At 39.1% G+C, this 15,446-nt stretch carries 14 protein-coding genes; 8 read left to right on the top strand and 6 right to left on the bottom strand.

Going from position 1 to position 15,446, the window contains the following annotated elements; all coding sequences use genetic code 11:
• Positions 1-7 precede the first annotated feature (7 nt).
• From FRX97_RS04105 to lhgO, 5 genes are all read left to right on the top strand, one after another.
• On the top strand, positions 8-643 hold the full coding sequence (locus FRX97_RS04105; protein ID WP_147013677.1) for an outer membrane beta-barrel protein: 636 nt from the start codon (positions 8-10) through the stop codon (positions 641-643).
• A gap of 111 nt (positions 644-754) precedes the next feature.
• Entirely contained in the window at positions 755-1,774 is a 1,020-nt protein-coding gene (hemE, locus tag FRX97_RS04100) for a uroporphyrinogen decarboxylase (protein WP_147013674.1), read from the top strand.
• 1 nt (position 1,775) lies between these two features.
• Positions 1,776-2,927 carry an OmpA family protein gene (locus tag FRX97_RS04095; RefSeq protein ID WP_147013672.1) on the top strand — a complete coding sequence of 384 codons (1,152 nt, stop codon included), beginning with the start codon at positions 1,776-1,778 and terminating at the stop codon, positions 2,925-2,927.
• A 6-nt stretch (positions 2,928-2,933) separates the two neighbouring features.
• Entirely contained in the window at positions 2,934-4,223 is a 1,290-nt protein-coding gene (locus FRX97_RS04090; protein WP_147013670.1) for an MFS transporter, read from the top strand.
• Between the two features lie 7 nt (positions 4,224-4,230).
• A complete protein-coding gene (gene lhgO, locus FRX97_RS04085; protein ID WP_147013669.1) occupies positions 4,231-5,457 on the top strand; it encodes an L-2-hydroxyglutarate oxidase in 1,227 nt (408 codons plus the stop codon).
• A 7-nt stretch (positions 5,458-5,464) separates the two neighbouring features.
• On the opposite strand, the gene FRX97_RS04080 is transcribed toward lhgO, so the two are convergent.
• The 3 genes from FRX97_RS04080 to purB all read right to left on the bottom strand — a co-directional run bounded on the left by FRX97_RS04080 (position 5,465) and on the right by purB (position 9,266).
• On the bottom strand, positions 5,465-6,004 hold the full coding sequence (locus FRX97_RS04080; protein WP_147013668.1) for a hypothetical protein: 540 nt from the start codon (positions 6,002-6,004) through the stop codon (positions 5,465-5,467).
• 89 nt (positions 6,005-6,093) lie between these two features.
• Positions 6,094-7,917 (bottom strand): ABC transporter ATP-binding protein, encoded by a 1,824-nt coding sequence (locus FRX97_RS04075; protein ID WP_147013667.1) that lies wholly within the window; start codon positions 7,915-7,917, stop codon positions 6,094-6,096.
• A complete protein-coding gene (purB, locus tag FRX97_RS04070; protein WP_147013665.1) occupies positions 7,917-9,266 on the bottom strand; it encodes an adenylosuccinate lyase in 1,350 nt (449 codons plus the stop codon). Before purB ends, FRX97_RS04075 begins: the two co-directional genes overlap by 1 nt.
• A gap of 72 nt (positions 9,267-9,338) precedes the next feature.
• On the opposite strand from purB, the gene FRX97_RS04065 reads away from it, so the two are divergent.
• On the top strand, positions 9,339-10,127 hold the full coding sequence (locus FRX97_RS04065) for an EI24 domain-containing protein (protein ID WP_147013663.1): 789 nt from the start codon (positions 9,339-9,341) through the stop codon (positions 10,125-10,127).
• Here the strand turns inward: FRX97_RS04065 and FRX97_RS04060 are convergent.
• The 3 genes from FRX97_RS04060 to FRX97_RS04050 all read right to left on the bottom strand — a co-directional run bounded on the left by FRX97_RS04060 (position 10,120) and on the right by FRX97_RS04050 (position 12,813).
• Entirely contained in the window at positions 10,120-10,728 is a 609-nt protein-coding gene (locus tag FRX97_RS04060; RefSeq protein WP_147013661.1) for a hypothetical protein, read from the bottom strand. The genes FRX97_RS04065 and FRX97_RS04060 overlap by 8 nt on opposite strands.
• 112 nt (positions 10,729-10,840) lie before the next feature.
• Entirely contained in the window at positions 10,841-12,052 is a 1,212-nt protein-coding gene (locus FRX97_RS04055) for a 3-deoxy-D-manno-octulosonic acid transferase (protein WP_147013659.1), read from the bottom strand.
• A 2-nt stretch (positions 12,053-12,054) separates the two neighbouring features.
• Positions 12,055-12,813 carry a hypothetical protein gene (locus tag FRX97_RS04050; RefSeq protein WP_147013657.1) on the bottom strand — a complete coding sequence of 253 codons (759 nt, stop codon included), beginning with the start codon at positions 12,811-12,813 and terminating at the stop codon, positions 12,055-12,057.
• Positions 12,814-12,895: 82 nt separating this feature from the next.
• Here FRX97_RS04050 and FRX97_RS04045 point away from each other — a divergent pair, with 82 nt between their 5' ends.
• Both FRX97_RS04045 and FRX97_RS04040 read left to right on the top strand, forming a co-directional pair.
• On the top strand, positions 12,896-14,023 hold the full coding sequence (locus tag FRX97_RS04045; RefSeq protein WP_147013655.1) for a DegT/DnrJ/EryC1/StrS family aminotransferase: 1,128 nt from the start codon (positions 12,896-12,898) through the stop codon (positions 14,021-14,023).
• Positions 14,020-15,342, top strand: a complete 1,323-nt coding sequence (locus tag FRX97_RS04040) for a UDP-glucose dehydrogenase family protein (protein ID WP_147013653.1) — start codon at positions 14,020-14,022, stop codon at positions 15,340-15,342. The genes FRX97_RS04045 and FRX97_RS04040 overlap by 4 nt, the downstream gene beginning before the upstream one ends.
• Positions 15,343-15,446 lie beyond the last annotated feature (104 nt).

Raw genomic sequence — 15,446 nt, 5'->3', positions numbered from 1 at the left:
TGATTAAATGAAAAAGTCCCTACTTGTATTGATCACCTTTTGTTCCTTTGGCCTGTTTGCCCAAGAAATATCTCTTCAAGGTGGAGTTTCCTTTGGAGCGCTAGATTATGAAATTGCCGCATTTCCAAATTCCAATTTATATGAGGAAAGCACCACTGAGGCCAATTTTAGATTTAGTTTCCTTAAACCATTAAAGGAAGGACAGAGTTTGGATTTTGGATTGGGGTACTTGGTTAAATCTGGGCAAAACGAGTTCGTATTCACCAATAATCAGGGTGAAGAAACGGGGTCAACCACAACCCAGTTGCGTTTTAATTACCTTAGTCTATCGGGTTTATATACTTATAATATTAGTAGCGATGGAATTATTCCATATGTGCAAATTGGTCCTAAGTTGGATGTTTTGATTGACGACAATACGGGAGAAGGATTTGATAAAGACAACTTAAATTCCGTACAGTTTGGAGCTGTCGGTGGTCTGGGAGTCAAGAAGGAATTTGGTAAGATGGTTCTTGGATTAATTTCTAGATACCATTTAGACTTTAACAAAATTGGAAAGTGGCAAAATGATGGACAGGAAGGAACCAATAGTATTTCTGGAAATCGGTTTACATTAAACGCGTCTATTTCCTACAGACTTTAATTAAGGAATGATTAACTTGTTAGATAAGGGGCATTGTTGCCCCTTTTTTATTGTTAAAACTCAAAGGGTAATCAGGCATAGGCTGGCCAAACTTCCTTACTTTTGCCCGCGATGAAGAACGATTTATTTTTAAGAGCAGCAAGAGGTGAGCAGGTAGAGCGTCCACCGGTATGGTTAATGCGCCAAGCAGGTAGGTCGCTACCTGAATACAGAGCCGTTAGGGCTTCGGTTTCTGGCTTTAAAGAACTCGTAAAGAATCCTCAACTTGCGGCGGAAGTAACCGTGCAGCCCGTTGATATATTAGGGGTAGATGCTGCAATAATCTTCAGTGATATTCTTGTTGTGCCCGAGGCTATGGGGTGTAACTATGAAATGGTAGAATCGGTAGGTCCTGTTTTTCCAGATCCAATTAGCTCAGTAAGTGATATAGATAAACTTACCGTTGAAGGTGCAGAAGAAAGTTTGGCCTACGTTACTGATGCACTTCTTGAAACCAAAAAAGTTTTAAATGGTAGAGTGCCATTAATCGGCTTTGCTGGAGCACCATTTACCATTTTTACATACATGATAGAAGGGAAAGGTTCTAAGACCTTTTCAAAAGCCAAAGCCTGGTTGTATAAAAACCCAGAAGCATCGCATAAGCTTTTACAGAAAATAACCGACTTTACTATTTCCTATCTGAGAACTCAAATAAAAGCTGGGGCGGATCTTGTACAAGTTTTCGATTCCTGGGCTGGAGTTTTAAGTCCTGAAACGTTCAATACGTTTTCCCTTCCATATATCCAGCAAATATGCAAGGCCATTAATGAAGTGCCGGTAACGGTATTTGCTAAGGGTGCTTGGTTTGGAATGGAGGAAATGAGCAAATTAGATTGTCAGGTACTTGGATTAGACTGGAATATTGCACCTGAATTGGCGCGAAAATGGGCGCCGAATAAAACGCTACAAGGAAATTTAGATCCTTGTGTTTTATATGGTACGCGTGAAACCGTAGCCCAGGAGGTAACCAAGATGATCGATAGATTCGGTTCTCAAAAATACATTGTTAACTTGGGCCATGGTGTGTATCCAGATACACCAGTTTCTAGTCTTAAAACAGTCATAGAGACGGTAAAAGCTTACAAAAAATAATATGAGATTCTTTCTTTCTTTTTTTCTGCTTGGATTTGCGATAAGCTCCTTTGCTCAAAGTCCAAATCTAGTTGTCAATGGTGATTTCGAAGAACTTGATCAGAAAATTAAAGATTTAGGTGCCATTAGTGCCGCAAAAGGGTGGGCACCAGGAAATGGTGCACCGGCTGATTTGTTTTCGCCAGAATCCAAAATCGACGAGGCCAAGTCTCCCTCTAATATTTATGGGAAGGAGAAGGCGTACAGCGGTAATAACTACGCGGGTATTAGAGCTTACTCATATAAAGGTAAAGACCCAAGAACCTATATAACTGGTAAATTAGAAAAGAGCTTGGAAGCAGGTAAGCGTTACTGTGTTACTTTTTACCAGAGCTTATCGGAGGATAGCAAATTTGCCATTTCAAATGTTGCTGCTGTTTTTAGTTCAGAGCCTTTCGAAATGGGTGAAATGAGCTACAATATCCTTATGGAACCTTCGGTGCAATTAAACACCCCATCTATCATTACTCGCCAACTTTATTGGGATGACGTTTGTAATGTTTATGAAGCTGAAGGTGCAGAGAACTACATAACCATAGGTGTTTTTGAATCAGAAAAAAATATTGACTACAAAAAGATAAAAAGACCTGGAGACTTTAGTGGCGCCCAGCAAAATCACGCCTATTATTATATAGATGGGGTTGAGGTTAAAGAGCTAGAAGAGGGGGAAAAGTGTGACTGTGAAAAGCAACAATTCGTAGATACCCCTAAAATTGTTAGGGTTACCGTAGAATCTAACGTCTCAAAAAGCGATGTAGCCAAAGAAATAGAGAGTTTGGTTATTGGTTTTCCTCAGGGAAGCTTTAAGCTTGATCCCAACCAAAAAGGAGTGGAAGAATTGCTGAAATACGCAAAATTGGACTCGGATCTTAAACTGAAATTTGTAGGCCATATCTCCGAAGAAGAGGAGAAAATGGGAATGAAAAACCCAAGAATCAAAACCCTTGCAAAGGGAAGAGCCCAGGCTGTTGTGAATTACCTTGCAGAACAAAAATTAGATAAAACCAGATTTGTAATTGAAGAAGCTGATTATTTCGATACTGTTGGAACCAAAGAGAATCCAGATTTTACTGAAAAGAATCAATCGGTAACTATTAAAGTGCTAAGCAAATAATGTACTATGGGGGTAGTGGCAGATAAGAAAGTAACTAGAGCCTGGGCAATGTACGACTGGGCGAATTCGGTTTACCCCCTGGTTGTAACTACTGCTATCTTTCCCATATTTTACGAGAAAATATCTACGGGTCCTGATGGAAGTGACATCGTAAATTTTTTCGGATTCGATGTGGTTAACACCGCTTTGGTTAGCTATGTTTCGGCCACCATGTTTGTACTGGTATCTATATTATCACCCTTACTTTCTGGGGTTGCAGATTATACGCAGCGAAAAAAGTTTTTTCTAAAGTTTTTCTTTGTTCTGGGATCCATTTCCTGCGCTTCGCTTGCATTCTTTAAAATGGAATATCTAGAATTAAGCATGTTAATTTACCTGCTCGCTGGTTTAGGATTCTGGGCATCTCTGGTGTTTTACAATGGTTTTTTACCATTAATTGCTCCTAGAGAACAGCAGGATGCGATAAGTGCCCAGGGTTACTCCTTGGGTTACATCGGCTCTTCAATTTTGCTAATTATTTGCCTCGCCCTGGTAATGGGTGTGGGAATGGATGCTCGTTTGTCTTTTGTCATTACCGCCATATGGTGGATGGGCTTTGGATTTTGGTCGGTTAAAAAACTGCCAGAATTCCCAGTTAAAATAGACCCAAAGGTTCCAGTTTTTTCAAAGGGGTTTTACGAGTTACGACAAGTATGGAAAGGTCTTAAGAACACCCCACGTTTAAAGCGCTACTTATCGTCGTTTTTTGTTTTTAGTATGGGAGTACAAACGGTAATGATTATGGCCGTTTACTTTGGTACCAAGGAAATTACATGGGCGAGTGAAGACGAGAAAACGGTTGGACTTATCGTTAGCGTTCTTATCATTCAAATTATTGCGGCACCGGGATCTAAAGGTTTAGCTTGGTTAAGTACCAAAATTGGAAATGTGAAAGCCCTGGCTGTGGTTTTACTGATATGGTGCGTGCTCTGTATTTCTGCGTTGTGGGTAACTACTCCAGTTCATTTTTATGTAATTGCCGGATTTGTTGGGCTGGTAATGGGAGGCGTTCAATCCCTATCCCGATCAACTTATAGCAAACTTCTTCCAGATACGGAGGATACCACTTCATATTTTAGTTTTTACGATATATCAGAGAAAATTGGACTGGTTATAGGAATTCTTTCTTACGGTCTTATAGAGCAATTAACGGGAAGTATGCGAAACAGCATTTTTGCCCTAATTGTATTCTTTATAGTTGGATTATTAATTCTTTTAAGCATGCCCAAAGAAGAGCGTGCATACCTCAAAAAATAAGTTCCCGATGGAGAAAATTTATGATGTTGTTATAGTTGGAGGAGGAATTGTTGGAGCAGCAACATTTTATAAAATGGCTTCTAGGTTTCCAGACCTTAAACTAGCTCTTATTGAAAAAGAAGACCATCTAGCAGCACACCAAACGGGAAATAATTCAGGGGTAATCCACAGTGGATTGTACTATAAGCCGGGCTCCCAAAAGGCTACACATTGTGTGCAAGGTAGGAGGGAACTGGTAAAGTTTGCACAGGAGTATAATGTTACCCACGACGTATGTGGTAAAGTGGTAGTCGCCGCAGAAGATCGTGAAATCCAATACCTAGATAAGATATTCAACATCGGGTTGGAGAATGAGATTGAAGGGATAGAAAAAATCACTAGAGATCAGGTAAAAGAAATTGAGCCTTTTTGTGAAGGTATTGCCGGTATACGAGTTCCATGTACTGGAATTATAGATTTTAAGCAAGCTACACGCACCATGGTGGAAGTTGGTCTGTCTAAATGCAAACAGGCAGATGTTTTCATGGGTGAGAAAGTAGAGGCTGTTGTTAAACAAGATGGGATTTCCATCCTAAAAACGAATAAACAACAAGTTAAGGCGAAGCATGTTATATTCTGCGCTGGACTTTGGGCAGATAAAATGGCCAAGAAGGATGGCGTTAAGCTCAAGGAAAAAGTTGTAGGATTTAGGGGTGACTATTACGAGCTTACCGATCAAGGTAAACACAAAGTGAAGCATTTAATTTACCCGGTACCCGATCCGGCATTTCCATTTTTAGGAGTTCACTTTACTCGCATGACAGATGGAGAAATAGAATGCGGACCCAATGCTGTTTTTACCTTTAAAAGGGAAGGGTATGGAAAAACAGATTTCAGTTTAAAAGATACGGTTGATGCACTAAGCTATGGTGGGACTTGGAAGCTGTTTTTCAATAACATGTCTTTTGGAATAAACGAATACAGAAGAGCCTTTTCGAAAAAGAGATTTTTAGAAACCCTTCAACGACTTATTCCAAGTTTAACTATGGAGGATATTCGTCCGGGTAGATCGGGAGTAAGAGCACTTCTTTTAAGTGAGGATGGCGATACTAGAGACGATTTTAGAATAGCGCATGCCGATAATAACATCCATGTTCTAAATGCTCCGTCACCAGCGGCTACGGCATCATTGGCAATTGGAAATTCGGTGGTAAATATGGCCGAGAAGCATTTCGGGCTAGAAACATTGGTTTAGAAATATTCTACACTACTTTGTATTTCCCTATAAACTGTTCCCAGTTAAAGATGTAGGTTGTCATTACACTATCCAATCTCTTTTGGAACATTGGGTTAGGTACTTTTTGGGTACGGAAAAATTCTTCCTGACAATCATTTAATCCGTACTTTCTAAAAAATGATTTAGACATTGCATAAATCATGTTTTTAGAGGGGTGGTTAACCCTAACCATGAAATCTTTGTAGGTTTTAATTTGGGTTTTTAGGGTGGCTACATCCAGCTGGGTAGCCTTGGCAAACTTTTCAATGATTTTATCTCTGAGCCTTTGTTCTTGGTCCGGATTAAAGTAAATGGGGATGAAATTAAGATTCCCTACCAATACGATCATCAGAAAATCCTCAATATTTTCTGGATCTATATCGGGCTTTACGATAAACTCAGGTGTGTTTTCAACGATCTCAATTAGTTCAGGGAAACCGTTTTCGGTATGCTTAAAAATAAAGTTGACAACGATGTTGGCTACGTTATTTTCTGAGATTTTTTTCTTTCCAAAAATTGACAACATAACCGAGAAAAGCTTTTTGCTAAATTAATGATTTGTAGACCGATTATTCTTTTGCTGAAAATTGCCTTTTAACAAAGTTATTCACCGGTTTACAGCTGCTGGAGGGTATGGAGATTGTAGTATTTCCCTTTCTTATCTAGCAGCTCTTTGTGGGTACCTATTTCCGCTATTTCCCCATCGTGCATTACCACTATTCTGTCGGCCTGATTTATAGTAGACAAGCGATGGGCAATAACAATGGAGGTGCGGTTTTGCATTAACTTGGTAAGGGCGTCTTGAACCAGTTTTTCCGATTCCGTATCAAGTGCAGAGGTGGCCTCATCCAATAATAAAATGGGTGGATTTTTTAATATGGCTCTCGCGATAGAAACTCGTTGCTTTTGTCCGCCAGATAATTTCGTACCACCATCTCCAACTCTGTAGTCGTAACCGTTCTCAAATGAGCTGATAAACTCATGGGCATTCGCAATTTTTGCTGCTTGCTCAATCTCCTCCCTGGTTGCATTAGGATTCCCCACTGCAATGTTGTTTGCAATGGTGTCGTTGAATAAAATGGCATCCTGAGTTACTATGCCGAAAAGCTTTCTAAGGTCTCTTAGGTTGTAATCTGTTAGGCAAGTTCCATCAAGTAAAATAAGCCCTTTTTCAACTGGGAAAAAGGCGGGAAGTAATGAGATTAATGTGCTTTTCCCCGATCCCGATTGTCCAACCAAAGCAACAGTTTCCCCTTTTTTAATTTCAAGATTTAACTGCTTAAGAGCCGTTTTTCCGTTGGGGTATTTAAAGTTTAAATTCTTAAGTACTATTGAGCTATTGAACTCCTTCAAAGGAAGATTTTTCCCTTTAACAACAGGTTCTTCTTCCGCCAAAAACAATTCGTTAATTCTATTGGCCGACGCCATACCCTTTTTCAGCTTAAAGAAGGCCTCAGAAAAGGACTTTGCTGGCGGGATGAGTTGTGAGAAAATAATCAGAAAGGTTACGAAGAATGCTCCATCAAAATTGGAGGTGTCGTTAAGAATTAAATTCCCACCATAAAACAAGACAACAACAAGCGAAGTGGCTCCAAGGACTTCGGAGATTGGTGAAGCCATATATTGTCTTCTGAAAAGCTTAACCATTAGCGAATAGTAATGGTTGTTTTCCTTGTTAAACTTATCGTGCTGTTGCTCTTCAGCGTTAAAGGCTTTAAGAATGCGCATTCCACTTAGCGACTCCTCAATTATAGAAATAACTTCTCCCAGTTTGTTTTGACCTTGTTGCGCTGCTTTCTTTAATTTTTTCGCAATGCTGGAAATAATTATTCCCGAAATGGGCAGAAGAATTAATACAAAAAGCGTCAGTTTCCAATTCATTAGGAACATAGTCCCGAGGTAAATAATGAAGGTAATGGGATCCCTGAAAATCATTTCCAAAGAACCTATTATACTCCACTCTATTTCGGTAACATCACTAGTAACTTTGGTTATAAGATTTCCCTTTCTTTCCTCAGAAAAATAAAATATGGGAAGCTTAAGCATGCGCTGATGTATGCTCTCTCTAATGTCCCTTACCACTCCGTTTCGGATAGGAGCCATGTGGTAAAAAGCAAAGTAGCGGCAAATATTTTTCATTATAAACATGGAAACAATAAAGAAGCACACATAAAGGAGTGCCTCCATTTTTCCTTGTTCCGAGATAAATTGAGCAATGTGATGATTAAGTAAACCGAGGATATAATCTGACGAAAACTCAAACTCACCAGGGTGGGGTAGAAGCTCGGTTTTTCCACCAAATAGAATGTCCAAAAAAGGAATGATGGATGCAAAAGAAAATAAACTAAAAAGGGAGGTGAGGAGGTTGAAAAAGATGTTAAGCCCTACATGGAGTTTGTAGGGCTTAAGCTTGCTGAATACAAATTGAAATCGATTCATTACACCAAGGTTACTCCAGTGTAATTCCAAGGAGTAATTTGTTTTAGTTCTGCTTTAAGTTCTTCATTGATGTTTAGTCCATCCACAAAATTCGAAATACTATCTTGATTTATTACCGTATTATTTCTGGTAAGATCTTTTAAAGCTTCATAGGGTTTAGGGTAACCAATTCGTCTTAAAACAGTTTGGATAGCCTCGGCAACAACCGCCCAGTTCTGCTCTAGATCAAATCTTATTTTATCCTCGTTTACAATAACCTTATTAAGTCCTCTTAAGGTTGCGTTTATTGCTACGATCATGTGTCCCATTGGAACTCCGATGTTTCTTAAAACGGTTGAATCGGTCAGATCTCGTTGGAGTCTACTAACAGGTAATTTGTTAGAAAGGTGATCGAAAATTGCGTTAGCTAAACCAAGGTTTCCTTCACTGTTTTCAAAATCTATTGGATTTACCTTGTGAGGCATTGCCGAAGATCCTACTTCTCCCTTTTTAATTTGTTGTTTGAAGTAGTCCATGGAGATGTAGGTCCACATATCGCGATCTAAATCTACAATGATGGTGTTGATTCGCATCAACCCCTGAAAGTAAGCTGCAAGGTTATCGTAATGCTCTATTTGTGTTGTGGTTTGCTGACGTGTTAGTCCTAGCTTTTCAGCTACAAATTTGTTTCCAAAATCCACCCAGTTAATTTGCGGATAGGCAATGTGATGCGCATTAAATGCTCCGGTAGCTCCACCAAATTTAGCTTCGAAAGCAATGGTTTCAAGGTTCTTTAATTGCTTTTCGATACGCTCAACAAACACCATAATTTCCTTACCCAATTTTGTTGGGCTTGCAGGTTGTCCGTGCGTACGTGCTAGCATGGAAATATCCTTCCATTTTTTAGCAAGATCTCTTAAAAGATTCAGTAGCTCATTAACTTTTGGAACTACTACTTCCTCGTGGCAATCCTTTATAGATAATGGTACGCTGGTGTTATTTACATCTTGAGAAGTAAGTCCAAAATGAACAAATTCTTCGATTTGAGAAAGATTTAAATCCTGCAGTTTTGCTTTAATAAGGTACTCTACTGCCTTTACATCGTGGTTGGTAACTTTCTCAGTTTCTTTAACCTGGATAAGGTCATTTTCCTGGAGGTTTTCACCCCATTCAACCAGTTTATTTATTGAGCTTGGATCGATGTTTTCTAATCCTGGAACCTTTGCTTCTATTAGGGCAATTAGGTATCTAACTTCAACTTTTACTCTGTAGCGAATAAGTCCTGCTTCTGAAAAATACTTTCTTAGCTCTTCCGTTCCTCTTCTATATCTTCCGTCTAATGGTGATAAAGCGTTTAAGCTTTCCGTCATAACTCTCGATTAACTTTTGGCAAAATTATTATAATTGGCGGGGACACGAACACAATTCGATTATAATTACACATGAACCGATTTACAAAGCAGTTTTTATTAGGGGTAAGAAGTCATAAATTGGCGTACCAGCATATTCGAGAGCACGGTTTATGGCATTATTTTGTTTGGCCCATTTTATTGGCAATAGGAATATTGTGGGGTGGTGCAACGCTTATTACGGGTTTAACCGAATGGACGGTTGAAACGCTAAAGGCATTATTATGGGACCAGGACACTCCTGATGGCTTTTTAGATAAGGTTGTGTTTTATTTGGTCTGGATCGTATTTAAGGTGCTTTTCTTTTACACCTATTATATCGTTAACAAGTACATTGTTTTTATTATTCTTTCCCCAGTCTTAGCAATCATTTCCGAGCGGGTTGATACCCATCAAACCGGTAGGCAGTTTCCCTTTTCATTACCACAGTTATATAAGGATGTGCTTCGTGGGATAGTAATTGCGCTTCGAAATCTATTTCTTGAATATGCAGCAACCTTGGTGCTATTAGTAGTCTCAATATTTTTACCTGTTTTCGCTCCTTTTTACCCTATTGTAATTTTCTTCATTGCCGCATACTTCTACGGATTTTCATTCCTAGACTATAACTCAGAGAGGTATAGATATTCCTATTCTAAAAGTGTTCGGATAATTAGATCCAATATGGGACTATCGGTTGGAATTGGTACGGTATTTTCCCTTTTGTTTTTTATCCCGATTTTAGGTGGGATTGTAGCGCCAATTCTTTCCTGCGTTGCGGCGACTATAGCTTTCATTAAAGAGTTTAAACCCAAGTCAGATTCAACCCTAGTAACTACATAGCTTTACGAGTGGTTCGTTCTACTTTAAAATCCATAGGTTGAATGGCATCCACTATGCTCAGCATTGGTGAGGTCAGTCTGTTGTGGCCTATTTGATCGTAGGCTAAAAATGCAATTCTGAATTTGAGTAGCACCATTTCTTCGGGAACAATAGTAACGTGGCTATCGTAGGTCAACCCCATTTTTATACTAGCCTCTGCTATGCAGGGTGTACTAAAATCTTCTCTATAAAACTCTTTCGTAAAGTCCGTTTCAGAAAACTTGGGAAATGACTGGATGTCTGGAATTCTATATGCACGGTGAATATCTCGACGAGTAATAGGTAAATGATTTATTGTCGCAGAACCTGTTTTTAGAATGTGGTCAACTGCATTGATTTTGAATCTCTTGGGCTTTACAATTAAAGAAAGAAACTCTGGGTCGGTGTAGGGCTGATTGAGAGTTGAATATCGTAGTAAGTGTTCGTCATCCTCCGAATGAACTACTAAATAATTTAAGAACGAGTGATGGTTGAACAAGTGCTTAAGCCTGCTTAACAATATTTCGTTTTTCTCCGATATCTCAAATGCTTTCTCCGGTTGGAGGGAATTGAATACAACCATAACTCTTCGTTTACTATAAAGTAACTCTATTTGGGAGTAAACATGGAGTATAACAGGATTAACGATACAGAGTTTTAGTTTAACGACACAAATTCATCGATAAGTGAATTCACTATTTCAGGACGGCAATTCTGGACATAGCTTTAACCGCTCCTCCAGTATTGTCTATAATCCAATCGGTACAAAAGGGCTTCAGCTGCTTTAATTCTTCTTTTTTGGATGTTAAGGAGCTGAACTCTGTTGCGTTTGAAATTTCAAAATGCACTCCTTGGTGGTTGGCAGATTTAACTTCGGGATAATCGGAGTGTTTTGGACCTGTAGCTACAGGGATACCATATGCCAATGGCTCTAAAATATTGTGAACTTTATTCCTAAAACCTCCCCCTACAAAGGCAAAGTCTGCATATCGGTAGGCATATTTTAAAATACCTATGCTATCAATAAGCAATAAATTACTTTCCCAATCGCTTTGTTTTGAATGGATGTTTATGACGTTCCCCAATTTTTGCTGGATATACTTTATAAACTCAGGGTCTACACGATGCGGCGCTATGATAAATTTAAATGAATGGTTTGGATTGTTTTTAACGAAGTTGGATAGAATTTCCAGTTCTGGTTCCCAGCAACTTCCAAAAATGATGGTAAAACTATTTTTAGAAAATTCGGCGATGTATTCATCTTCCCATTTCGTGTTTGCAGTAGATAGTACCTGCTCAAATCGCGTATCGCCCATGTGATAGGGCTTCTCGTATATTTTGTCAATTAGTTTAAGGTTCTCTTTGAATTGAACCCCAATGGAATTAAACCTTCTAAGGGTTTGGCGGTAATATCCACCCCAGGGTTTAAAGTAGATTTGTTTTGCCTTAAAGTGGGCGGCTACCAAATGAAATGGAATATTTTCTTTAGAAAGGATACTGATTAGATTGGGCCAGATATCGTATTTAACAAATACAAAAACTACGGGCCGAACAGCTTTTAGTAACTTTTTTGCATTCCCTGTAGTATCCAGTGGCAGGTAGAACTTGAAGGTTATACAGGGCAATAATTTTGCGTTTTCGAAACCGCTGGGAGAAAAAAAACTCACCCATATTGGGGTGTCAGGATGGGCCGTATGATACTCCTTAATTAGTGGGACGGCCTGTTCATATTCGCCTAGGGAAGCACAGTGAAAAATAGCAGGGTTGCCTTGCTTTGCAGTGGCTGCTATTTTGGGAAATTGATTTTTTCTCCCGTGAATCCAAGTTCTTGCTTTAGAATTAAAAGGGCTTACCAATCTAATAGCAAAGCCATAAAGGCATACGGCAATATGGTGCAAAATCTGCAAGCTTAATCGATATAGTACTCGTTAGAAATTCTTGATTGAAGGAGGAATATCCAGCCAAATTTAATTCCAAAGGCCAAATCTAATCTCGCTCTTTTGTCTGGACCATCTAAATCGAAATTGTAGTCCCTTCTGTTTTTGGTAAATCCTTCGTACATCTCAAAATTGACATAAAAATTTGCCAGTTTGTTATTGCTGTAGTGGGTTATACCAATAGATTGCTTTAATACGAGTCCGTTTGTTAGCCTGTCATACCCCTTTTCATATTCCCCGTCAATAAAGGGTACTCTATTATTTTGGTTTTCAACTCGTATTTTATGTTGCATGTAACCCAATCCGAATTCTGCGGTTAAGCCCGAGTTGCTGTTTTGTCCCCAGATCTTAGGGAAGATTTTCCCACCAGTTGCCAGAAAATGAAATCCTCTCTGAAAGAAAAGTACGGTGGCCAACTGCCCGTCTTCATCAATAATCTCATTGTTTTTAGTTCTAACATGTTTCAGCATGTTTTCACTATCCACTCTGTTCCCAAAAACAAAATTCCCTTCCAATCCGAACTTTGTGTTTTGTAGGGTTTTATATGCGAATTTTCCTCCGATTTGAAAATGAGTACCAAAGTATTCATCGTAATCTGCAGCTGGGATGAAGGTTCCGAAATTGATTGAAATTTCGGGGAAACTCTCAGTTTTTGATGCTTTGGTATCCTGTCCAAATACAGTAGCAGTAATAAAAATTAAAGAGGCAACTAGACCTATTTTCTTTATCATTTCTAGAATTTTGCGGTGCAAAAAGAACCGATTATGGGGCGCTTTATTATGTATATTCGCCCCAAATTTAAATATTCCTTTCATGAAGGGTTTACCCATGGTGGATTTGGCCTCTCAATACCAAAAAATTAAGGGGCAAATAGATAAAGCAATTATCGATGTAGTTGAATCTACTGCATTTATAAATGGACCAGAAGTAAAGGCGTTTTCGGATGAACTAGCCAATTATTTAGGAGTTAAGCACGTAATTCCATGCGCAAATGGAACCGATGCCCTGCAAATTGCAATGATGGGCTTGGGGTTGAAGCCTGGTGATGAAGTAATTACTCCTAGTTTTACCTATGTAGCAACCGTTGAGGTTATCGCTCTACTTGGATTAGTTCCTGTTTTTGTAGATGTTGATCCAGATACATTTACCATGGATCTAAGCGCTCTAGAAAAAGCAATTACGCCAAAAACCAAAGCTATTGTTCCTGTTCACCTATACGGGCAATGTGCTGAAATGGAAGGAATTTTAAGTATTGCGTCGAAACATAATCTTGCAGTTGTTGAAGATACAGCGCAAGCCATTGGAGCGGATTATATTTTTAAAGATGGAAAAAAGGCCAAGGCAGGTACAATAGGAGATATTGGAACCACCTCATTTTTCCCTTCCAAAAACTTAGGTTGCTATGGCGACGGTGGAGCGTTGTTTACCAATAACGACGAACTGGCAACGGTTATTAGAAAAATAGCCAACCACGGTCAGGAAGTAAGATATTACCACAGCTTGGTTGGTGTAAACTCCCGATTAGATAGTATCCAAGCTGCCATTTTAAGAGTAAAACTTCCTCATCTTGATGGATACAACGATGCTAGAAGAAATGCGGCCGATTTATACGACAAAGCTTTTGCTCCGTACGAGCAAATCTCTACTCCTAAAAGAGCAGATTATTCAACGCACGTGTTTCACCAGTATACTTTAAAACTAACTGGGGTTAATCGCGATGGATTAATAGCTCATTTAGGTGAGCACGGTATACCAGCCATGTTATATTACCCTGTTCCTGTTCATAGGCAGGAGGCATACAAACATTTAACAACAGATGAATCTCATCTAAAAAATACCAATGATTTAACCGATGTAGTTTTATCATTGCCAATGCATAGCGAATTAGAGGAAAGCACGGTAAGCTTTATTTCTGAAACCTTGATTAAATTTTTAAAATGAAAATAGCAGTAGTTGGAACTGGATATGTAGGACTGGTAACAGGAACCTGTTTTGCAGAAACTGGTAACGAAGTAATTTGTGTTGATATTAATGAGGAAAAGGTAGCTGCAATGCAGCGTGGAGAAATTCCAATCTACGAACCTCATTTAGATGTGCTTTTTGAAAGAAATATAAAGCAAGGAAGACTGCATTTTACCACGGACCTAGCTTCTGCGGTAAAGGATGCCAAAATTATTTTCTTGGCTTTACCAACACCTCCAGGTGAGGATGGGTCTGCTGACTTAAGCTACATTTTAAAGGTGGCCGAAGATCTTGGTGGAATTATTCAAGATTATAAAGTAATAGTAGATAAATCTACCGTGCCAGTAGGTACGGCCGAAAAAGTTACCAACGTACTTAAGGATAAGACTTCGGTGCAGTTTGATGTGGTCTCAAACCCGGAATTCTTGAGGGAAGGATTTGCGGTGGATGATTTCCTTAAACCAGACAGAGTGGTAGTTGGAACTTCATCAGAGAAGGCTAGAAAAGTAATGGAAGAGCTTTATAAGCCTTTCGTTCGTCAGGGAAATCCTATCATCTTTATGGATGAAAAATCTGCAGAACTTACCAAGTATGCAGCTAATTCATTCTTAGCCACCAAGATTACCTTCATGAATGAAATTGCCAACTTCTGTGAGAAGGTAGGGGCAGATGTAGATATGGTTCGTAGAGGTGTTGGAACAGATACCAGAATTGGACCTCGATTTTTGTTCCCAGGAATTGGGTACGGAGGTTCTTGTTTCCCGAAAGATGTTCAAGCGCTAGCAAAGTCAGGAAAAGAAAGCGGTTATGAGTTTAAGATCTTGGAGTCGGTTATGGAAACCAATGAAAAGCAAAAACTTAGATTAATAGAAAAGGTAGATGCCCATTATGGCGGAGATATAGCAGGAAAAACCTTTGCGATGTGGGGATTGGCATTTAAGCCTGATACCGACGACATTCGCGAGGCACCAGCTTTGTATATGATAGATGCTCTGGTAGAAAGGGGAGCTAAAGTTCAGGCTTATGATCCTGAGGCTATGGACAATGTTAAGCGACTAGTTGGAGATAAAATTAGCTACGCCGAAAGCATGTACGAAGCGCTAGATGGAGCTGATGCTTTATTAATTGCTACCGAATGGAGTGCATTTAGAAATCCTGATTTTGAGAAAATTTCAGGGAAATTGAAGGAAAAAGTAATCTTTGATGGTCGTAACTTGTACGAGTTAGACCGAATGAGAGATTTAGGTTATAGCTACGAAAGCATTGGAAGATCTATGGATTTAGTGAATGCACACTAGTTGTAAATAATATTAAAGATTAAAGCCCGTTGGAGTTATCCATCGGGCTTTTTTTATTATTTAAAGAATAGTTTAAACCAAGAATGGACCAAAGAACGTAGATT

The organism is Luteibaculum oceani (genome assembly GCF_007995015.1).
Classification (GTDB): domain Bacteria; phylum Bacteroidota; class Bacteroidia; order Flavobacteriales_D; family Luteibaculaceae; genus Luteibaculum; species Luteibaculum oceani.
This window is presented reverse-complemented; position numbering and strand designations above follow the sequence as displayed.